Source organism: Ruania rhizosphaerae (assembly GCF_009805705.1).
Classification (GTDB): Bacteria; Actinomycetota; Actinomycetes; order Actinomycetales; family Beutenbergiaceae; genus Ruania; species Ruania rhizosphaerae.
The window spans coordinates 75233-93603 of record NZ_VSMB01000005.1 but is presented as its reverse complement, the minus strand read 5'-3'; the positions used below and the strand labels follow the sequence as shown (position 1 = coordinate 93603).

At 70.6% G+C, this 18371-nt stretch carries 22 protein-coding genes; 15 read left to right on the top strand and 7 right to left on the bottom strand.

Features of this window, described 5'->3' with window-relative positions; all coding sequences use genetic code 11:
- On the bottom strand, positions 1 to 750 hold the full coding sequence (locus tag FV560_RS09275; protein WP_235020032.1) for a type 1 glutamine amidotransferase: 750 nt from the start codon (positions 748 to 750) through the stop codon (positions 1 to 3).
- A gap of 150 nt (positions 751 to 900) precedes the next feature.
- Here FV560_RS09275 and FV560_RS09270 point away from each other — a divergent pair, with 150 nt between their 5' ends.
- The 5 genes from FV560_RS09270 (at position 901) to FV560_RS09250 (ending at position 7005) form a co-directional block, all read left to right on the top strand.
- Positions 901 to 3003: a TPM domain-containing protein gene (locus tag FV560_RS09270; protein ID WP_159621245.1), complete on the top strand. Its 2103-nt coding sequence runs from the start codon at positions 901 to 903 to the stop codon at positions 3001 to 3003.
- An 85-nt stretch (positions 3004 to 3088) separates the two neighbouring features.
- Complete coding sequence (locus FV560_RS09265) at positions 3089 to 3826, top strand: PspA/IM30 family protein (RefSeq protein WP_159621244.1); 738 nt, start codon at positions 3089 to 3091, stop codon at positions 3824 to 3826.
- Positions 3827 to 4015: 189 nt separating this feature from the next.
- Positions 4016 to 4588, top strand: coding sequence for an NYN domain-containing protein (locus FV560_RS09260; RefSeq protein WP_159621243.1), 573 nt, complete (start codon positions 4016 to 4018; stop codon positions 4586 to 4588).
- Between the two features lie 238 nt (positions 4589 to 4826).
- On the top strand, positions 4827 to 5555 hold the full coding sequence (locus FV560_RS09255) for a response regulator transcription factor (RefSeq protein ID WP_159621242.1): 729 nt from the start codon (positions 4827 to 4829) through the stop codon (positions 5553 to 5555).
- Positions 5545 to 7005: a sensor histidine kinase gene (locus tag FV560_RS09250; RefSeq protein ID WP_235020031.1), complete on the top strand. Its 1461-nt coding sequence runs from the start codon at positions 5545 to 5547 to the stop codon at positions 7003 to 7005. The genes FV560_RS09255 and FV560_RS09250 overlap by 11 nt, the downstream gene beginning before the upstream one ends.
- Here the strand turns inward: FV560_RS09250 and FV560_RS09245 are convergent.
- The 5 genes from FV560_RS09245 to FV560_RS09225 all read right to left on the bottom strand — a co-directional run bounded on the left by FV560_RS09245 (position 6980) and on the right by FV560_RS09225 (position 10647).
- A complete protein-coding gene (locus FV560_RS09245) occupies positions 6980 to 7534 on the bottom strand; it encodes a Uma2 family endonuclease (RefSeq protein ID WP_200837592.1) in 555 nt (184 codons plus the stop codon). The two genes, FV560_RS09250 and FV560_RS09245, sit on opposite strands and share 26 nt — an antisense overlap.
- 101 nt (positions 7535 to 7635) lie before the next feature.
- A complete protein-coding gene (locus FV560_RS09240) occupies positions 7636 to 8676 on the bottom strand; it encodes a sulfate/molybdate ABC transporter ATP-binding protein (protein WP_159621240.1) in 1041 nt (346 codons plus the stop codon).
- Entirely contained in the window at positions 8673 to 9491 is an 819-nt protein-coding gene (locus FV560_RS09235) for an ABC transporter permease (RefSeq protein WP_159621239.1), read from the bottom strand. Before FV560_RS09235 ends, FV560_RS09240 begins: the two co-directional genes overlap by 4 nt.
- Positions 9488 to 10252 (bottom strand): molybdate ABC transporter substrate-binding protein, encoded by a 765-nt coding sequence (gene modA / locus FV560_RS09230; RefSeq protein WP_159621238.1) that lies wholly within the window; start codon positions 10250 to 10252, stop codon positions 9488 to 9490. The genes FV560_RS09235 and modA overlap by 4 nt, the downstream gene beginning before the upstream one ends.
- Positions 10249 to 10647 carry a TOBE domain-containing protein gene (locus FV560_RS09225; RefSeq protein WP_159621237.1) on the bottom strand — a complete coding sequence of 133 codons (399 nt, stop codon included), beginning with the start codon at positions 10645 to 10647 and terminating at the stop codon, positions 10249 to 10251. The genes modA and FV560_RS09225 overlap by 4 nt, the downstream gene beginning before the upstream one ends.
- Positions 10648 to 10936: 289 nt before the next feature.
- Here FV560_RS09225 and FV560_RS09220 point away from each other — a divergent pair, with 289 nt between their 5' ends.
- The 10 genes from FV560_RS09220 (at position 10937) to FV560_RS09175 (ending at position 17571) form a co-directional block, all read left to right on the top strand.
- A complete protein-coding gene (locus FV560_RS09220) occupies positions 10937 to 11407 on the top strand; it encodes a hypothetical protein (RefSeq protein WP_159621236.1) in 471 nt (156 codons plus the stop codon).
- A complete protein-coding gene (locus FV560_RS09215) occupies positions 11404 to 11619 on the top strand; it encodes a hypothetical protein (RefSeq protein ID WP_159621235.1) in 216 nt (71 codons plus the stop codon). Before FV560_RS09220 ends, FV560_RS09215 begins: the two co-directional genes overlap by 4 nt.
- A 49-nt stretch (positions 11620 to 11668) precedes the next feature.
- Positions 11669 to 12433 (top strand): SDR family NAD(P)-dependent oxidoreductase, encoded by a 765-nt coding sequence (locus FV560_RS09210; RefSeq protein ID WP_159621234.1) that lies wholly within the window; start codon positions 11669 to 11671, stop codon positions 12431 to 12433.
- A gap of 240 nt (positions 12434 to 12673) precedes the next feature.
- Positions 12674 to 13855, top strand: coding sequence for a ThiF family adenylyltransferase (locus tag FV560_RS09205; RefSeq protein ID WP_159621233.1), 1182 nt, complete (start codon positions 12674 to 12676; stop codon positions 13853 to 13855).
- Positions 13852 to 15096 (top strand): molybdopterin molybdotransferase MoeA, encoded by a 1245-nt coding sequence (locus tag FV560_RS09200; protein ID WP_159621232.1) that lies wholly within the window; start codon positions 13852 to 13854, stop codon positions 15094 to 15096. Before FV560_RS09205 ends, FV560_RS09200 begins: the two co-directional genes overlap by 4 nt.
- On the top strand, positions 15093 to 15575 hold the full coding sequence (gene moaC / locus FV560_RS09195; RefSeq protein WP_159621231.1) for a cyclic pyranopterin monophosphate synthase MoaC: 483 nt from the start codon (positions 15093 to 15095) through the stop codon (positions 15573 to 15575). Before FV560_RS09200 ends, moaC begins: the two co-directional genes overlap by 4 nt.
- 4 nt (positions 15576 to 15579) lie before the next feature.
- A complete protein-coding gene (gene mobA, locus FV560_RS09190; RefSeq protein WP_235020030.1) occupies positions 15580 to 16287 on the top strand; it encodes a molybdenum cofactor guanylyltransferase in 708 nt (235 codons plus the stop codon).
- Positions 16277 to 16540: a DUF6457 domain-containing protein gene (locus FV560_RS09185; RefSeq protein WP_159621230.1), complete on the top strand. Its 264-nt coding sequence runs from the start codon at positions 16277 to 16279 to the stop codon at positions 16538 to 16540. Before mobA ends, FV560_RS09185 begins: the two co-directional genes overlap by 11 nt.
- Complete coding sequence (locus tag FV560_RS09180; protein ID WP_159621229.1) at positions 16537 to 16773, top strand: MoaD/ThiS family protein; 237 nt, start codon at positions 16537 to 16539, stop codon at positions 16771 to 16773. The genes FV560_RS09185 and FV560_RS09180 overlap by 4 nt, the downstream gene beginning before the upstream one ends.
- A gap of 126 nt (positions 16774 to 16899) precedes the next feature.
- Entirely contained in the window at positions 16900 to 17571 is a 672-nt protein-coding gene (locus tag FV560_RS09175) for a hypothetical protein (RefSeq protein ID WP_159621228.1), read from the top strand.
- On the opposite strand, the gene FV560_RS09170 is transcribed toward FV560_RS09175, so the two are convergent.
- Positions 17534 to 18325, bottom strand: a complete 792-nt coding sequence (locus tag FV560_RS09170; RefSeq protein WP_159621227.1) for an inositol monophosphatase family protein — start codon at positions 18323 to 18325, stop codon at positions 17534 to 17536. The two genes, FV560_RS09175 and FV560_RS09170, sit on opposite strands and share 38 nt — an antisense overlap.
- Between the last annotated feature and the right edge of the window lie 46 nt (positions 18326 to 18371).

Here is an 18371-nt window from a genome sequence, read left to right as displayed (position 1 = left end):
TCAGAGGCCGAAACCCGCCGCACTCACCTGCCGGCGAATCTGCGCGGTGAACGCGACTCCGACCTGCTTGGCCACCATCGCGAGCGCCTCGCGGTGACTGTCATAGCCGGAGGCCAGTTCCTCGGGGTCGAGCCCCTCGCTGACGGCCCACCGGCGCATGATCTCCTCGTCCGCCTCCGGGTGGAACTGCAGGCCCAGGGCGCTGCGGAGCCGGAACGCCTGGTAGGGGTACTGCAGCGAGGACGCGAGCCAGGTGGCGCTCTTGGGTAGCACGGTGATCGCGTCGCTGTGCATCGAGGGCACCGGCACGTCCCGCCCGATCGCCTCAGCGAGGGGGCCGAGCACTGGGTCCTTGTACGCGTCCGGGCGCATCCGCACCTCGACTACGCCACGCTCGGGTCCGATCGGCGCCGACACCTCGAGCTGCCCGCCACCGGCGAGGGCAAGCATCTGGGCCCCGAGGCAGATCGCCAGTGTGGGGACGTCGCGATCGACGGCATCGGCCAGCAGGTCGCGCACCGCCGGCAACCACGGGTGCTCGGCATCGTCGATCGCAGCCATGGTGCCGCCGAGCACGATCAGGGCATCGATCTCGGCAGCGGTGGGCAACGGGTCACCGGCGTCGGGTCGCACGATACGCACGTCCACGTCGGCCAGGGTCTCGGCGAGCAGGCCCAGCGGGACGTCGTCCTGGTGCTGGATCACCGTAACCATCGGAGTGACGTGTTCGAGGGAAGGATTCTGGGGCACGGCAGGCAACATAGCTCCGGATGTCGGCACAACCCAATCGGCTCGTGACAGCGGTCACAACGCCGTGTTCGTGCGGCGCAGCGCCGATGTGGTCAGGCCTGCCCTCCGGGTGTCATTGCGCCGGCGCGGCCGAACGGCGAAGATCGAGGAGTGAACCGCACCATCTCGCGCCTGCTCGCCGTCGCCGCCTCTGCCGGGATCCTGACATTGCTGACGGCGGCGCCCGGGCTGGCGGAGGAGCCCTTCCGTGTGGGAAGTCACGTGGAGGACCGCACCTCCGATGCGGTCCTCTCGGCGGATACGGACGTCGAGGCCGCGACCGAGCGGCTTGCCACGGAGACCGATCTGGACCTGTTCGTGGTCTACGTGGACTCCTTCGACGGGGCGACAGCGCAGGCCTGGGCGGACGAGACGGCCCTCATGTCCGACCTGGGGGTCAACGACGCGCTGCTCGCGGTCGCCGTCGAGGACCGCGCGTACTCCTGGTCGCTGGACCAAGGCTTCCCACTCACCGACGCCCAGGTCCAACGGGTCGCGGCCGACGCCGAGAACTACCTGGCCACCGACGACTGGTCCGGGGCCGCGATCGCGTTCGCCGACGGGCTGCGGGACGAGGCGACCGGGGGGTCAGGTGGATCGGGCGGATCGACGATCTGGTGGCTGCTCGGTGGCGGTGTGGTCGTCATCATCGCCGTCGTGGTGCTGCGCTCCTGGTCGCGCTCGCGGCGGCGGGCGGGCGCTCCAGCCCGGGGCGGCGCGTCCGGACGGCCTGCGACGCCACCGCCTCCGCCGGATTCGCTGGAGGCACAGCTGGCGCAGGTGCCGTTACCAGAGCTGGAGCAGCGGGCCGGCTCGGCCCTGGTTGCCCTGGACGACGCCGTCCGCAGCTCCGAGCAGGAACTCGCCTTCGCCGAAGCGCAGTTCGGTTTGCAGGCGATCCAGGAGTTCCGTTCGACGCTGGACGGTGCGAAGAAGCAGTTGGGTGAGGCGTTCGCGACGCAGAACCGGCTCGAGGGTGCCGGGTCTGCGACCTCAGAGTCTGAGCAACGTGCCCAGCTCATCCGCATTCTCACCCTCTGCGACGAGGCGGACCAGGCCCTGGATGACCAGGCGGAGGGCTTCGCCGAACTGCGCAATGTGCAAGCCCGCGCTCCGCAAGCGCTCGATGAGATCGAGCAGCGCGTCCAGGAGATCGCCGACACCATCGGCCCGGCCGAGCACGCGCTCGGCCAGCTGCGTGCCACGTATCCGGCCACGGCGCTGGAGTCGGTGGCCAAGGCGCCCGACCAGGCGCGTCAGCTCCTCACGGCTGCGACGGAGGCGGTGCGAGCCGGTCGCGACCGGCTCGCCGAGGAGGACCGAAGCGGGGCGGTGGCCTATGTGCGCACCGCCGAAGACGCACTCGGCCAGGCCGTGGCACTGGTCGAGTCGGTGCACCACGGCAGCCTGCAGCTGGCGGAGGCCCGCTCGAAGCTGGATCCGGCCCTGGCCTCCATCCGGGCCGACCTGGTGGATGTGGAGCGGCTCGCCGGCCAGGACTCGCGGGTGCAGGGACTGCTCCCGCGAGCGCATGCCGCGATCGAGCAGGCCGAGGCGGCCCGCGAGAGCGGGGACCCGATCGCCGCTCTCGCCGAGATCACCGGAGCCGAGGATGCCCTCGACGACGCCCTGGCACCTCACCGGGAGGAGGCCGAGTCCCGGCAACGAGCGGTCGCGAAGATCCCGGCCGGGTTGCAACGGACTGAGGACCTCATCCGGCAGGTCAACGCCTACATCGAGACCCATCGCGGGGCCATCGGCCCGCAGGCGCGCACCCGGCTGGCCGATGCGACGGATCTGCTCGGGCAGGCGCGCACCGATCGGGAGTCCGATCCTGCCCGCACCATCGAACGGATCAACAACGCCTGGCACGCAGCCTCGCAGGCACGCGACCTCGCTCACGCGGACGTACGCCGCTGGGAGGAGAGCCACCATGACGGTGGCTTCGGTGGCAGCGGATACGGCGGTCGCAGCAGCTACGGGCGGCGCGGAGGATCCGGGGTCGATGTCGGTTCGCTGATCCTCGGCGGCATCCTCGGCCAGACACTCGGGGGCGGTCGTAGCAGAGGCGGCGGGCTCGGCGGTCTCGGCGGCTTCGGTGGCGGTTTCAACGGTGGCTTCGGCGGCAGTCGCTCGCGCGGCGGCGGAGGCGGCTTCGGCGGCGGTTTCGGAGGCGGCGGTGGCCGCGGACGAGGAGGTGGTGGTCGCTTCTGAGAGGGACACCCGCCCGAGACGATCTCGGGTACTCGCACGTTGAACATCACGAGACAGACCCGACTTTCACGCGAAAGGACCGTCCATGACGGAGAAGCAGACCATCCTCGGCCGGATCGCCCAGCTCACCCGGGCGAACATCAACTCCCTGATCGACCGCGCCGAAGACCCGCAGAAGATGCTCGATCAGCTCGTGCGCGACTACACCAACAACATCGCCGAGGCCGAGCAGGCCGTGGCCCAGACCATCGGCAACCTGCGCCTGGCCGAGCAGGACTACCACGACGACGTCGCCGCCGTGCGCGAGTGGGGGAACAAGGCGCTGGCCGCCTCCCGCAAGGCCGACGAGATGCGTCAGGCGAACGACGCGGCCGGAGCCGACCGCTACGACAACCTCGCCAAGGTGGCACTCGGCAAGCAGCTGGAGTTCGAGCGCGAGGTCAAGCAGGCCGAGCCGATCCTCGCCTCCCAGAACGAGGTCGTGGAGAAGCTGAAGAACGGCCTCGCCGTGATGAAGGACAAGCTCGGGCAGCTCAAGGTGAAGCGGGATCAGCTCGCCGCACGCGCCAAGTCGGCCGAGGCACAGGCGAAGGTGCAGGAGGCCGTGTCCTCGATCAACGTGCTCGACCCCACGAGCGAGCTCTCCCGCTACGAGGAACAGGTGCGCCGTCAGGAAGCCCTGGTGGCCGGACAGGCGGAGATCGCTGCCAGCTCGCTCGACGCTCAGTTCGACGAGCTGGAGACCACCGGTGACACGCTCGAGGTGGAGGCACGCCTGGCAGCGCTGAAGTCGGGCGGTGCGGCCGGGCAGATCGGCAGCTGAGGCACGCGCCGGCTGACGCGCGACTGACGCGCCGGCCCGACGCGCCGCTGACGTCACCCCGGGCGCTTCGCGCCCCCACCCGAAATCCCTCGTCGATGTGGCTGGTCACATGACCAGCCACATCGACGAGGGATTTCTTCGTGGGGTGGTGTCGATGGCACCACCCACGCTGCGCACTACTGTGGGTCCATGTCGCAGACCCCGGACGGCCCCCGCACCTATCTGCTGGTGGACGGTGAGAACATCGACGCCACCCTCGGGATGAGCGTGCTGGGACGCCGCCCCAACCCGGACGAACGCCCGCGCTGGGATCGGATCACCGAGCACGCGCGCTCGCGCTGGGGCAATCCGGTCACGGCGCTGTTCTTCCTCAACGCCACCAACGGCCAGATGCCGATGAGTTTCGTGCAGGCGCTGCTCGCGATGGGCTACCACCCGATCCCGCTGTCAGGCGATCCGGGCGAGAAGGTCGTCGACATCGGTATCCAGCGCACGCTCGCCGAGTTGCGCTCACGGCCCGGGGACGTGCTGTTGGCCAGCCACGACGGCGACTTCCTCCCCCAGGTCGAGGACTTGCTGGACGGCGAGCGCCGGGTCGGCCTCATCGCGTTCCGGGAGTTCGTCAACCTCCAGTTCGCCGAGCTGGCCGACCGCGGCCTGGAGGTGGTGGACCTGGAGGATGACATCCACGCCTTCACTGTGCCACTGCCGCGCGTGCGCATCATCCCGCTCGCCTCCTTCGACCCGGCGCGCTACCTGTAGCAGCCGGTCGCGGAGCCGACGGGGCCGAGTTCCGACGGGTTCGCGGGCCCACACTCAGGGCCGAGCCGCTCCATGGGCCCGATAATCGGGGTCGCCCCCTCTCAGGGGTCGAATAATCGGCCCCTGAACGGGGTTGACCCTCACTTTCGGACCCTTCTCCTGGAATCGAGCACCGCGACGTAGGCAACTCCCAGCACCTTCCCAGGAAACATCCAGCCATCGCGCGCAGACTGGAGCCATGAGCACAGCACAGGACACCTCCGCCGAGGCGCGGTTGCTGGTGGTCGACGACGAGCCGAACATCCGCGAGCTGCTCTCGGCCTCCCTCAGGTTCGCCGGCTTCGAGGTGAGCGTCGCCGCCGACGGGCAGGAAGCACTGCGCCTGGCGCGCGAGTGTGACCCCGATCTGATCGTGCTGGACGTGATGCTGCCCGATCTCGACGGTTTCGCCGTGACCCGGCGGCTGCGCCAGAACGGTACGCACGTACCGGTGCTGTTCCTCACTGCCAAGGACGACACCGGCGACAAGGTGGCCGGCCTGACCGTCGGCGGCGACGACTATGTGACCAAGCCCTTCAGCCTGGATGAGGTGATCGCCCGGATTCGCGCGGTGCTGCGCCGTGCCCAGACGGCTGCAGTAGCCGAGGAGGAATCGCTGCTGCGGGTTGGTGACCTGGTGATGGACGACGATGCGCACGAGGTGCGCCGTGCCGGTGAGGAGATCGACCTCTCCCCCACCGAGTTCACACTGCTGCGCTATCTGATGCTCAATGCCGGCCGGGTGCTGTCGAAGGCGCAGATCCTCGACCATGTCTGGGCCTACAACTGGGGTGGCGACGGCGCCATCGTGGAGTCCTACATCTCCTATCTGCGCCGCAAGGTGGACGCCCCGTTCGCCGAGTCCTCACCGTCCGGATCGTTGATCCACACCAAACGCGGCGTGGGGTACGTACTCCGTGAACAGTGAGGCACACGACGAGCCGGAGCAGGAGCCTGCCCAGCAGCGCGACACTGCCCTGACGCGGATGCCGCTGCGGGTGCGCCTCGTGATGATCATGGTGGCCCTGCTCGTGGCGGCGCTCGTGGCCACCGGCGTGGTGACGATGACGCTGCTCAAGCAGTCCCTGATCGCCCAGGTCGATGACAATCTCGACAACGCCGTCCAGTTGCTGGAGAACCGTGGCCCGTTCGACCCGCAGGACGAACGGGAGCAACCGGTCACGACCTACTACGTGCGCGTGCTGGCCGCCGACGGCTCCACGTTCATGGACATCCCCGCCACCACCGGGACCGACGCAGTGCCCGATATCCCGTCGGTCACCTACGAGCAGCTCGACACTCTGGCAGGCAAAACCCAGACCATCGGTTCCGTCGAGGGCACCTCCATGTGGCGGATGGTGTTGCTGCGGGGGTTCGTCGGCCAGGACACGCCCGTCACCGTAGCCGTCGCCCTCCCAATGGACGATGTGACGGCGACCCTCGCCCGGATGCAGCTGTTCACCCTGCTCGTGGGCCTGGGCGTGGTGACCCTCGCTGCCGCCGCGGGGTACGTCGCCGTGCAGCGCTCCCTTCGCGGGTTGCGTGACATCGAGGACACTGCCGCCGCCGTCGCCTCCGGAGATCTCAGCCGCCGCGCCCCGGTCGCCCCCGACACCACCGAGGTGGGCCGCCTGGGGATGTCCTTCAATGCGATGGTGGCCAACTTGGAGACTTCCTTCGCCGCACAGGCGGCTTCCGAGGCGCGGATGCGACGCTTCGTCTCCGATGCCTCGCACGAGCTGCGCACACCGCTGGCCTCGATCCGGGGCTACGGAGAGCTCTACCGCATGGGAGCCGTACCGTCGGCGGAGCTGGCCACCACCATGGGGCGGATCGAGAGCGAGGCGATCCGGATGGGGTCCCTGGTGAACGACCTGCTCGCCCTCGCACGCCTCGACGAGGGCCGGGACCTGCACCGCGACGACGTGGACCTGACGGCGATCGCACGGGACGCCGTCGGGGATCTGAAGGCATTGGACCCCTCCCGCCCGGTGGAACTGATCGCCTCCGGGCCGGTGCGGGTGACCGGCGACGCCGACCGGCTGCGGCAGGTGGTGACCAACCTCATCGGCAACGTCGTCCAGCACACCCCTGCCGGCACGCCCGTCGAGCTGCACGCGGGCACGATCGACGGCGATGCGATGCTGGCGGTCGTCGATCATGGCCCTGGTGTGCCCGAACAGGACGCCGACCGGATCTTCGAACGCTTCTACCGGCCCGACACCTCCCGCACCCGCTCCTCCGGCGGCTCTGGACTGGGCCTGGCGATCGTGGCAACCATCGTGGCCGCGCACGGCGGAACCGTCGCACATCAGCCCACACCCGGTGGCGGGGCGACCATCACCGTCCGGCTCAGACGATCAGCGACGCCGGAGTGAACCGGATCGGGAACGGGTCGGCGACCTCGAACCCTTCCTCACTCGTGGCGCGGGCGGCCTGGCGGAACGCACCCTCGGCCAGGGCCCATGCCGTGACCGACGGCTCGTCCGGGTCGACCACCCAGTAGTTCGCACAGCCAGCGCGTTCGAGCCGGTCCTTCTTCAGCAGCAAGTCGATTCCCCGGGTCGAGGGCGAGAGCACCTCGATCGCCAGCAGCGGCGCCGTCGGGAGGTCCCGCGCCGTGAACGCCTCCCGTTGGGCTACCAGCAGGTCCGGCTGCATCACCGTGTCGTCCGCGAGTGCCACATCGAAGGGCGCAAAGAGGACCTCGACGGCGCCCGTGGCAGCGGCGCGCAGCACGAGGTGCAGGTTGCCCAGGGCCCGCTGATGGATGTGGCGCGGCGCCGGGCTCACGATGAGGACCCCGTCGATGAGCTCGTAGCGGTGCCCGTCATCGGGATCGAGCGCGTCCAGGTCGGCGCGCGTGAGTGGCCGTCCGTGCGGCAACCCGGGCGCCCGCGTGGTCATAGCAGTCATGGTAGTCAGTCCCTTCGGTCACGACAGCATGAAACCGCGCGCCACCCGCACTTCGCCGGACCGGTCCGCCCGGGTTGTGGACAGACCAGCATCTACCCAGCCCCGACGCTCACCCGCCCCGGATCCAACCGCACCCCCACGGTCGCCCCCACTTCCAGACCCGGCGCCACCTGCGCCGGGTCGACGTCGGCGAGCAGCTCCGCACCGTCGGCACCGTCGGCATGGATCAGGCGCGCCCGAATCCCGCCCGCGGCGGGTTCGAGCCACCGCACTCTGGCCGGCACGCCGTCACGCTCACCGGTCACCACCACGGCGGCCGGCGGCACACGCACGGCGCACCGGACGCCGTCCGGAATCTCCGACGGCACCGGCCCCCAGACGGTGTGCACGTTCCCGCCCCGGGCGCGGCCTGGAACGAGCGTCACGCCCATCAACGCCGCGGTGAACGCGGTGGCCGGGGCCGCCAGCACCTGCGCGACCCGGCCGTGCTCGACCACCTCTCCGTCGCGCAACACCATGATCTCGTCGGCGAGCAACGCGGCGTCGAGGATGTCGTGGGAGACCACGATCGCCGTGGTGCGGGTCGCGCGGAGTTGATCCCCGAGCAGCTGGCGGATCTCCGGTGCGGCCTCGGCATCCATAGCGGCCAACGGTTCGTCCAGCAGCAGCACCTGCGGCTGCGCGGCCAGCGCCCGGGCGAGCGCCACCCGCTGCCCCTGCCCGCCGGAGATCGTGCTCGGACGCCGGTCCCCCAGGCCGGCCATCCCCACCCGTTCCAGCCACCGTGCCGCCGACTCACGGGCCGGACCCCGGCGCATCCCCGCCGCCCGCGGACCGAAGGCGACGTTCTCCAGCAGACTCAGGTGGCCGAACAGCAGCGGGTCCTGGCCGAGCAGCCCGATCCCACGCCGCTCCGGCGGCACATGGAGACCGTCCCCGGTCAGCACCCGCTCTCCCAGCCGCACCGATCCGGATGTCGGTCGCGCCAGCCCGGCCAGCACCTGCAGCAGGGTCGACTTGCCGGCCGCATTCGGCCCGACGACCGCCAGCACGCGCCCAGCCGGGACCTCCAGCTCGACGTGGAGCCGGAAGTCGGGGCGCTCCAGGCTCACCTCGGCGTGAAGATCACTCACCAGGCCTCCCGGCGGCGCCAGTCCCGCAACCCGATGAGGATCACCAGCGCGACGACCACCAGCAGCACGGCGAGCGCCAGGGCCGAGTCGCGGCTGACCCCGGCACCATTGAACGCGGTGTAGATGGCCATCGGGATGGTCTGCGTGCGCCCGGGGGCATTCCCGGCGACCATCGCTGTGGCGCCGAACTCCCCGACGGCCCGCGCGAACGCGAGCACGGTGCCGGCGATCAGCCCCGGCATGGCCCGTGGCAGCGTGATCCGGCGCAGCACCGTCCACCGGCCGGCCCCGAGAGTCGCGGCCACCGAGGCGTAGCGCCCGCCTGCAGTCCGGAGCGCACCCTCCAGGGAGATCACCAGGAACGGCAGCGCCACGAACGTCTGCGCCAACACCACCGCCGCCGTGGTGAACGGCACGGAGATCCCGACGGCGACCGTGGCCTGCCCGAGCCAGCCCTGCCTGCCGAACAGGTACAGCAAGGCGAGGCCGCCGACGAGCGGCGGCAGCACCAGCGGGAGCGTCACCAGCACCCGCAGCACGGCCGCGACCGGTCCAGGTGCGCGGGCAAGGACCAGTGCGAGCGGGATCCCGAGGATCAGGCAGCACCCGACGGCGACCAGTCCGGTCCGCAGGGAGAGGCTCACCGCGGCGAGTGCTTCCGGTGAGGTGAGCGCCTGCGGCGCACCCGCCCAGTCCACCCGGGGCAGCAGCGCGAGCAGCGGGAGGGTGAGCAGCGCGACGGCGACGACTGCGGGAGCCAGGAGCACCGGCGGGATACGACCGCCGGGTTCGCGTGCCGGGCGCGGGCTGCTCACCGGGAACCGAACCCGTAGTCAGCGAGCACCGCAGTGCCGCGTGCGGAGCCGAGCAGCTCCAGGAACTCGGCACCGGCAGGGCCCGCGGTGGTCAGCGCGGCGGCCGGATAGCGGTTGACGACTTCCTCGGCGTGTTCGGGCACGATCGCGTCGAGCTGGTCCTCACGGGAGGCGACGTCAGTGGCGTAGACGAGGGCGGCGTCGGCTGCGCCGGACGTCACGCGCTCGGCGGCTGCGGTGACATTCTGCTCGAGACTGAGGGGATCCACCTCAACCTGGTTCAGCTGCAGCAGCGTGGCGGCGGCGTCGCCGCAGGGCACCTGGGGTGCGCACAGAACGGTGTCGACATCTGCGAGATCGGTCAGGGAGGCGATACCGGCAGGGTTCCCTTCGGGGACGGCGATGACGAGACTGTTGGTGGCGACGACATGGGGCTGGTCGACCAGCCCGGCTGCGGTCAGGTCGGCCATGGTGGTCTCGTTGGCGGTGACGATCACATCCGGGGCGGCACCCTCGCTGATCTGGGTGACGAGAGTGGAGGACCCGTCGAAGACAGCGGGTTCGACGCTCACCTCGGGGTGGTCGGTGGCGTACTCGGCGAGCAGGTCGCTGACGGGCCCGGCCAGGGAGGCTGCGGCGTAGACGGTGAGAGATTCCGCTGGTTCGGGCGCCGCGGCGGTGCCGCACCCGGCCAGCCCAAGGAGACCAGCGACCAGGGCGGGCACGCCGACGGCGGCGAGCCTGCGCCGTCGTGATGTCATCTCGGCGCCTCGACGATCACCGTGGTCGCCTTGACCACGGCGGCGGCGCGGGAGCCGACCTCGAGGCCGAGATCACGCACGGCTTCCGAGGACATCAGCGAGACGATCCGGAACGGCCCGCACTGGAGTTCCACCTGGGCCATCACAGTGTCGGTGGTGATCGCGGTGACCAGGCCCTCGAGCCGGTTCCGGGCGCTGGAGACGCCGCTCTGTCCCGGCCCAGCAGGCACAGCGGCTCGCTGCTGCGCCCACCGCGCGAGCGCCTCCCCTGGCACGACCGCGCGGCCGGACTCATCGGTAGCGGCGGGAAGGTCACCGGCGTCGATGCGGCGGCGCACGGTGTCATCGCTCACCCCGAGCAGGGCGGCGGCTTCGCTGATCCGGAAACGCGGCATGATCTCATGCTACGTTCCGCATCTGCGCTACCAGGAACGGAGGTCTCACGAACCTGAGACAAGCAGCCCACCCTCGCGCGTCCGTTGCCCCGGACGTGCCGGACAGGCCTGTGGATGGCGCCTGCACTGATCCCTGGTGTGCTCCTACCGTGCTCCTATGGGCTCCCAAGCACTACAGGACTGGCGGGGCGTTCGACGCGAGCGGCTCGACAAGCTCGTCGCTGCCCACCGCGCAGTTGCGGGTGCCGGGCCCGGGCGGCGGTGGGTCACAGAGGAGATCAACCACGCGTTGCTGATCCGGCTGGCGTCGGAGTTCCAGGGGTTCTGCCGCGATCTGCACGACGAGTCCGTTGGACGTTTCGTCTCCCTCGGGGTTCGCAACCATCCCGACATCACGAGCATCGTGAGGCTCAGCCTGATGGGCAGTCGACGAATCGACCGCGGAAACGCTTCATGGGGCAACGTGAAGCACGACTTCATGAGCAGCCTGGGGATCGATCTGGCGCGCAGCCTCAAGAACCAAGCCGTTCAGTACCCCCACTGGGTGCGCTACTTGGAGTGGCTCAACGCCACCAGGAACGCACTCGCTCATGCCGACGAGGAGAAGCAAGCGCTCTGTGCCGAGCAGCACCCGCTCACGCTGGCCACGTACCGAAAGTGCCGTGCAGCCGTGAACGCAATCTGCACCCACATGGACCGGTCCCTCGACGTACACTTGAGCGATATACGCGACTCCACTCGCGACAGGAGCACACGATGAGCAAGACGACCCAGAAGCAGCCTCTGACGCTCAAGTCGTTCAAGCGCGGTGACCTGGTGCTGGCCCAGCTGGGGGTGGAGCGGCGACGGGCCACCGTCATCGAGGTGACGCGCCAGTTCGTGCGCGTACGCTTCTCGGTCGACGAACTCCCTGAAGAGGACCACCCCACCTCGATCTACAAGCCCGACGAGCTCGAGTTGATCTCGGAGTAGGGTCACCCGATCCGAGGCGGCCGACCGGTCGACGACGTACGGTCAGGTCATGAACATCACCGACGAGTCCGTTGCCCTCATCTCAGGCGGTGCCTCCGGCCTCGGCGAGGCCACGGCCCGCAGGTTCATCGCCGACGGCGCCCGCGTCGTCTTGCTGGACCTGCCCACCTCCCGCGGGGCTGCTCTGGCCGAGGAACTGGGCCCCGTCGCAAGCTTCGCCCCCGCAGACGTGACGGACGAGGGACAGGTCAGGGCCGCCGTCGAGCAGGCGACGCGACGGGGAGAGCTGCGGGCCGCCGTCTGCTGCGCCGGAGTGGCCACCCCGGGCCGGATTCTCGGCAAACAGGGGATGCTCCTCCTAGCCGAGTACCGGCGGGTAGTGGAGATCAACCTGATCGGCACGTTCGCGGTGCTGGAGGCCGCCGCGGAGGCGATGGCCGGCAACGATCCGCTGGACGGCGACCGCGGGGTGATCGTGATGACCGCGTCCGTGGCCGCCTTCGACGGGCAGATCGGTCAGGCGGCGTACTCCTCGTCCAAGGGCGGGGTGGCGAGCCTGACGCTGCCGGCTGCCCGGGATCTCGCGAGCCGGGCGATCCGGGTGATGACGATTGCCCCCGGAGTGTTCGAGACGCCGATGATGGCGGGCCTCGGGGAGGAGGTGCGTGAGTCGTTGGAGGCACTGGTACCGCACCCCGCACGCCTCGGCCGACCCGCGGAGTACGCCGACCTTGTGGCACACATCGTGGCCAACCCGCTGCTCAACGGTGAGGTGATCCGCCTGGACGGTGCCCTGCGGATGCCGCCGCGGTGAATCCAGGGCATCTGCACCCTGGCACCACCCTCGTGGCAGGATCACCGGCACTCACTGACGCAATCGACGGCCCTCAGCGAACCTGTGCCACATCTGGCACGGCATGGCTGTGGGCAGTCGTCTGTGTTCGCACATCGGGCGGAACCGGCCGGGCTAGGCGAGCGGCTACCCGGCCTACCCTGGCCCACAGTGCCCAGCCCCACGCGCCGCGGCGCGCCACGAGCCGACTACCGTAGGACCATGCCGCTACCGCCGCTCGTCGAACCGGGTCCGGCGCTCAGCCGCGCCGAGACCGACCGTCTCTCCCGCCACATCCTGCTGCCGCAGTTGGGGGAGATCGGGCAGCGTCGGCTGCGCGGGGCCACCGTGGCGATGGTGGGCGCCGGGGGGCTCGGCTCCCCCGCGCTGATGTACCTGGCCGCTGCGGGGATCGGCACGCTGCGGATCATCGATCACGATGTGGTCGAACGGTCCAATCTGCACCGGCAGATCGCCCACGGGGTCTCCGACCTGGGCCGGCCCAAGGTGGACTCGGCCGCCGCCACCCTGTGGGAACTGGCGCCGGACCTGACCGTCGACCGTCGAAACGAGCAGCTCACCGCCTACAACGCCGATGATCTCCTACGTGGCGCGGACGTGGTGCTCGACGGCACGGACACGTTCGCCACCCGGTACGTGGTCGACGACGCCTGCGCGCGGCTCGGTCTGCCGCTGGTGTGGGGGTCGGTCCTACGTTTCGATGCGCAGGTCTCGGTGTTCTGGGCGTCTCCGCCGCAGGGCCGGGATCCGGTGCGGCTGCGTACCCTCTTCCCACACGAACCCGGCGAGGGTGAGATCCCCTCGTGCGCCGAGGCCGGAGTGCTGGGTGCCCTGTGCGGGCAGGTGGGCGCGGTGATGGCACACGAGACGATCAAGCTGATCGCAGGGATCGGGGAACCGCTGCTGGGCCGGGTACTGGTGCTGGATGCGCTCAACGCCCGGTGGAGCGAGGTGCCGCTGCGGTCCGGATCCACCACCGGCTCCCCCGACGAGCGTGGCCTGAGTGTCGATGTCAACGCGAGTTCCGACACTGAGCCCACCCTCGGCGCACCCGGGCGGCCAGAATCGCCGCCCCTCGCCCGCCTCACCCCCGCCGAGCTCGACCGTCGCCTCACCGAACGACGCCACCGCCGCGACGACTTCATCCTCCTCGACGTGCGTGAGCCCGAGGAGTACATGCGCTCCTCCATCCCGGGCTCCCGCCTGGTCCCCCTGGCGCGCGCCCTCACCGAGGCCGGCCGGGCCGAGATCGGCGAGACCCCGGAGGTGATCGCGTACTGCGCCCTCGGACCGCGCGCCGAGCAGGCCGCCACCGACCTCGCCGCCCACGGGTACGCCGTCACCGTGCTCGAGGGCGGCATCGCCGCCTGGGAGAGCCGATGACCCGCACTGCGGCCGAGCACCGCCGCGCCGTCCTGACCACCGTCACCCCGCTCCCGCCGGTCACCGTAGACCTCACCGAGACCGGCGGCCTCGTCCTCGCCGAGGACGTCGCCTCCACCACGCCGATCCCGCTGTTCGACAACTCCGCGATGGACGGGTACGCCGTCCGCGCAGCCGAGCTGACCGGCACCAGCGAGCAGCACCCGCGCACCCTGGAGGTCTGCGCCGACATCCCCGCCGGCGCCACCCGGATCGCCCCGCTCGTCCCGGGTGCTGTCGCGCGCATCATGACCGGCGCCCCGCTGCCCGAGGGCGCTGATGCGATCGTGCCGGTGGAGTACTCCGACGGCGGAACCGAGCACGTGCGCCTCACCCTCGCCCCCGATGTGGGCCGGCATGTGCGCCGCGCCGGGGACGATCTGAGTGCCGGAGACGTGGTGCTGACCGCTGGCACCACCCTGGGCGCGCGACAGGTCGCCGCCGCGGCCGCCGCCGGTCACGGCCGGCTTCGGGTCCACCCCCGCCCGCGGGTGGCCGTCATCTCCACCGGCACCGAGCTCATCACCCCCGGCACCCGGCCCGAGCATGGGCAGATCCCGGACTCCAACTCCTACCTGCTCGCTGAGCTGGTGCGGCAGGCCGGCGCTGAGCCGGTGCGCATCGGTGCCGTCCCCGACGACGAGGCCGCGTTCGCGCGCCTGATCGCCGAGACCAGCGGCCAGGTGGATGCGATCGTCTGCTCCGGCGGCGTCAGCGTCGGCGCCTACGACGTGGTCAAGGCCGTGCTGGCACCGGAGCCGCAGATGTGGTTCGGCCCGGTCGCGATGCAGCCCGGCAAGCCGCAGGGATTCGGTCGCCTGGGCGACGGCACGCTCGTGTTCACCCTGCCGGGCAACCCGGTGAGCGTGTACGTCTCCTTCGAGGTGTTCGTCGCCCCCGCCCTGCACCGGCTCGCCGGCCGTCTGGTCCCCGAGAAGATCCCGGTGACGGCGGCCCGTGCGTGGCAGGGATGGGCCTCACCTGCCGGGCGGGAACAGTTCATGCCCGTGCGGGTGGTCACCGCCGCCACGGGAACCGACCCGGTGGAGGTGGTGCGGGTCCAGCCCGCGAGCGCCCGCGGGTCGGGATCACACCTGGTGGGCACCCTCGCCTCCGCCGATGCGCTGGCGCGCGTTCCGGCAGACGTCACGGACGTGCACGCCGGAGACATGATCGAACTGCTGGAGGGAACCGACCCATGACCGAAGCACCCCGCTTCACTCACCTCGACGACGCCGGCCATGCGCGCATGGTGGACGTGACCGAGAAGCAGCCGACGGTGCGCTCTGCGACGGCCGAGGGACTGGTGCGCTGCGCCGGCCACGTGGTCGCGGCACTGCGCGAGGGGTCGGTGCCCAAGGGTGACGTGCTCGCCGTGGCGCGGGTCGCCGGGATCGCGGCCGCGAAACGCACCCCGGAGCTGCTCCCGCTCGCACACGTGATCGGCGTGCACGGCGTCGTACTCGACGCCGAGATCACCGACGAGGGCGTCGTGCTGCGGGCCACCGCACGCACCGCCGACCGCACCGGGGTCGAGATGGAGGCCTTGACGGCGGTCAGCGTGGCTGCGCTGAACGTGCTCGATATGGTCAAGGGGCTGGACAAGAGCACCTCGATCGAGCAGGTCCGGCTGGTCGCGAAGACCGGTGGGAAGTCCGGCGACTGGCACCGGGCGGAGTAGCCCGATGTCCGACGGCGATCCCACCCCTCGGCCTGGTGCGCCGGCCGGGGTGGTGCGGGACGCCGTCGTGCTGGCCGGTGGGCGGGCCTCCCGCCTCGGCGGGGCGGACAAGCCATCGCTGGAGGTCGGCGGGCAGACCTTGCTGCACCGGGCTCTGCGCGCGAGCGCTGGGTCGCGGCGCACCGTGGTGGTCGGGCCGGAGCATCACGCGCTGCCGGACGGGGTGCTCCGCACCCGGGAGGAGCCGGCATTCGCGGGGCCGGTGGCCGCGCTGCACGCCGGTCTTCAAGCCCTGTCGGACGCGATACCGCCGACGTCACCCAGAACGGCCGGACCGGCGCCCTGGGTGCTGCTGCTGGCAGCCGATCTGCCCAACGCTGAGGAAGCGGTGGCCGACCTGCTGTCCGTGGCGGCGCATGCGGAGACAGGCACAGACGGGGTGTGTCTGCAGGACCCGGAGGGGCGCTGGCAGTGGCTCGCCGGTCTCCATCGCCGGACGTCACTGCAGAGCGCGCTCGACCGGTTGGGTCAGGTGGAGGGTGCCTCACTTCGGCAGTTGCTCTCGCCCCTGCGTCTGCGCGCGGTCACAAGTTCGGCCGGGCGCGATGTGGACACCGAGGACGATCTGCGGGCGGCGCGATCGGCCCAGCGTCTGGCAGACTCGGCACCAGCCCTGCGGCAGCGGAGAATCGAGGCACGCGATGAGCACTGATCTTCCCCCGATCGACGCCTGGGTGCAGCATGTCTGCACCCAGTTGGACGTTCATCCGGGCCTGGTCGACCTGCGGCCGTTGCTGGATATGACCCGCGACGTCGCGCACCAGGTGGATCGTCCGGCCGCACCCGTGACGGCGTTCATCGCCGGCATCGCCGTCGCCTCCGGCGGTGACGCGCGCGTCGTCGCGGAACGAATCAGCGAACTGGCACATGCCTGGAAGAGCGAGCAGCAGGAGGTGGACCGATGACCGAGGTGCGCTACTTCGCCGCCGCTGCGGAGGCCGCAGGCCGGCACGGGGAGTCACTGGCCGCGAACACGATCGGGGAACTGCGGGCGCTGATGGTCGAGCGGCACGGGGAGCCGCTGGAGCGGGTGCTGACCCGTTGCTCGCTGTTGGTCGATGGGGTCGTCGCGGAGAACGACACTGCGTTGGAGGAGACCGACGTGGTCGACGTGCTCCCGCCGTTCGCGGGTGGCTGAGCCTCAGACACTCGGGTGAGTGCCCACCCGCATCCGATGGGTGTTCAGATCAAGACGGATGTGCCACCATTGGTGTGAGAGCACCGCTCACATCAGGCAGCACCGCTCATGTCGAGAAGAGGCAGAATGCCCGCCCGAACCACATCGGCCATCGCCTTCACCGCCGCAGGCTTGGGATTCGTTCTGTTCCCCACGCTCCGGCCATGGTCGGATGAGGACCTGAGCACTCGCGCGGAGACCTTCGCCTCCACCGGCTGGGTCGTCTCGCACACGTTGGGCATGGCGGCCTTCATCGCCCTCGGTCTCGCGGTGGCCGCCGCCATGATCGCCGACGGCGGCCCTCGCCACCGCGATCCCCTCACCGTGGCTGCCGTGCTGGCCTGGGTGGGCACGGTGCTGGTGCTGCCGTACTTCGGGGCGGAGACCTTCGGCTTGCAGGCACTCGGCGAGTACGCCACCGGCGACGAGGAATGGCTGGCGGCCGTCTCCGAGCAGGTGCGCGGAGGTGGAGTCCAGACCGTGATGTTCGGTCTCGGCCTGCTCGCTGTGGCGGCTGCCGGCGTGGCTGTGGCAGTGCGGACCTGGGCCCACGGGCCGATCGCGCGGGTTGCCGGCGTCCTCACCGGACTGGGCCTGGTCACCTACTTGCCGCAGTTCTTCCTCAGCCCCGCGCTGCGGACCGCGCACGGTGTGGTGCTGGCGATCGGGTGCCTGCTGGTCGCGGTCTACCTCACCCGCATGATCGCCCCACTGCGCGGCCTCAACGAGCGCCGAGCGCCCGCGCAATCGGCGGACTGACCGCCTCGAAGATCTGCGGCGTCGCTGCGGCCACCATCCACCCGGTGAGCACGCGCGGGTCGTAGGCTCGGCCGTCGAGACGTCCGACGTACCCACCGGTCTCGGTGACCAGCAGCGAACCGGGCGCGTGATCCCACGGCCAGTCCTTGCGGTAGGCGAGGTAGTCGATCGTGCCGGTCACGAGGTTCGGGTAGTCCACCCCGGCGCACCACCAGGACTCCTGCATGGCGGGCAGCTCAGCCGGTGCCGCGGAACCGCCGAGCACCGACGACGTCGCACCCCGCAGTCCCGCCGGCCCGCTCTCCCGGGCGATCGGTGCCACCCGCTCACCGTTGCGGTAGGTACCGGCACCCTTCTCGGCGACCCACGCCACCTGGTGCTCGGGCTGCCAGATCAGCGCCCGCACGACCTCCGAACCACGCAGTTCGGAGAGCATCACCGCATGATCGGGTGAGCCGTTCACAAAGTTCTTCGTCCCGTCCACCGGGTCGATCGTGAAGCTGTGCTCGGCGGCGGCGAACGCCTCCAGCAGGCTCGGGTCGGCAGCCGTGGCCTCCTCGCCGAGGATCAGGGCATCCGGGTAGGCCTCCTGCAGCGCCTTGGTGAGAACCACCTCCGACTCACGGTCGGCAACGGTGACGAGATCACCGGGGCTCTTCTCGATCACCTCCTCGCTGGCCAGGGCGCGGAACCGCGGGGTGATGACGGTTGCGGCCGTCTCCTTGAGCAGATCGAGCAGCGCGGCAGAGTCCATACCCCTAACCTGCCAGAGTGGCTCGGGCCGTGTGGGTCCGTCTCAC

Excerpts from the sequence above, each read along its gene's own strand:
- FV560_RS09265 (WP_159621244.1), top strand. The coding sequence starts at position 3,089 with ATGACGGAGAAGCAGACCATCCTCGGCCGGATCGCCCAGCTCACCCGG.
- FV560_RS09260 (WP_159621243.1), top strand. The coding sequence starts at position 4,016 with ATGTCGCAGACCCCGGACGGCCCCCGCACCTATCTGCTGGTGGACGGT.
- FV560_RS09255 (WP_159621242.1), top strand. The coding sequence starts at position 4,827 with ATGAGCACAGCACAGGACACCTCCGCCGAGGCGCGGTTGCTGGTGGTC.
- FV560_RS09245 (WP_200837592.1), bottom strand. The coding sequence starts at position 7,534 with ATGACCACGCGGGCGCCCGGGTTGCCGCACGGACGGCCACTCACGCGC.
- modA (WP_159621238.1), bottom strand. The coding sequence starts at position 10,252 with ATGACATCACGACGGCGCAGGCTCGCCGCCGTCGGCGTGCCCGCCCTG.
- FV560_RS09225 (WP_159621237.1), bottom strand. The coding sequence starts at position 10,647 with ATGCCGCGTTTCCGGATCAGCGAAGCCGCCGCCCTGCTCGGGGTGAGC.
- FV560_RS09215 (WP_159621235.1), top strand. The coding sequence starts at position 11,404 with ATGAGCAAGACGACCCAGAAGCAGCCTCTGACGCTCAAGTCGTTCAAG.
- FV560_RS09210 (WP_159621234.1), top strand. The coding sequence starts at position 11,669 with ATGAACATCACCGACGAGTCCGTTGCCCTCATCTCAGGCGGTGCCTCC.
- FV560_RS09205 (WP_159621233.1), top strand. The coding sequence starts at position 12,674 with ATGCCGCTACCGCCGCTCGTCGAACCGGGTCCGGCGCTCAGCCGCGCC.
- FV560_RS09200 (WP_159621232.1), top strand. The coding sequence starts at position 13,852 with ATGACCCGCACTGCGGCCGAGCACCGCCGCGCCGTCCTGACCACCGTC.
- moaC (WP_159621231.1), top strand. The coding sequence starts at position 15,093 with ATGACCGAAGCACCCCGCTTCACTCACCTCGACGACGCCGGCCATGCG.
- mobA (WP_235020030.1), top strand. The coding sequence starts at position 15,580 with ATGTCCGACGGCGATCCCACCCCTCGGCCTGGTGCGCCGGCCGGGGTG.
- FV560_RS09185 (WP_159621230.1), top strand. The coding sequence starts at position 16,277 with ATGAGCACTGATCTTCCCCCGATCGACGCCTGGGTGCAGCATGTCTGC.
- FV560_RS09180 (WP_159621229.1), top strand. The coding sequence starts at position 16,537 with ATGACCGAGGTGCGCTACTTCGCCGCCGCTGCGGAGGCCGCAGGCCGG.
- FV560_RS09175 (WP_159621228.1), top strand. The coding sequence starts at position 16,900 with ATGCCCGCCCGAACCACATCGGCCATCGCCTTCACCGCCGCAGGCTTG.
- FV560_RS09170 (WP_159621227.1), bottom strand. The coding sequence starts at position 18,325 with ATGGACTCTGCCGCGCTGCTCGATCTGCTCAAGGAGACGGCCGCAACC.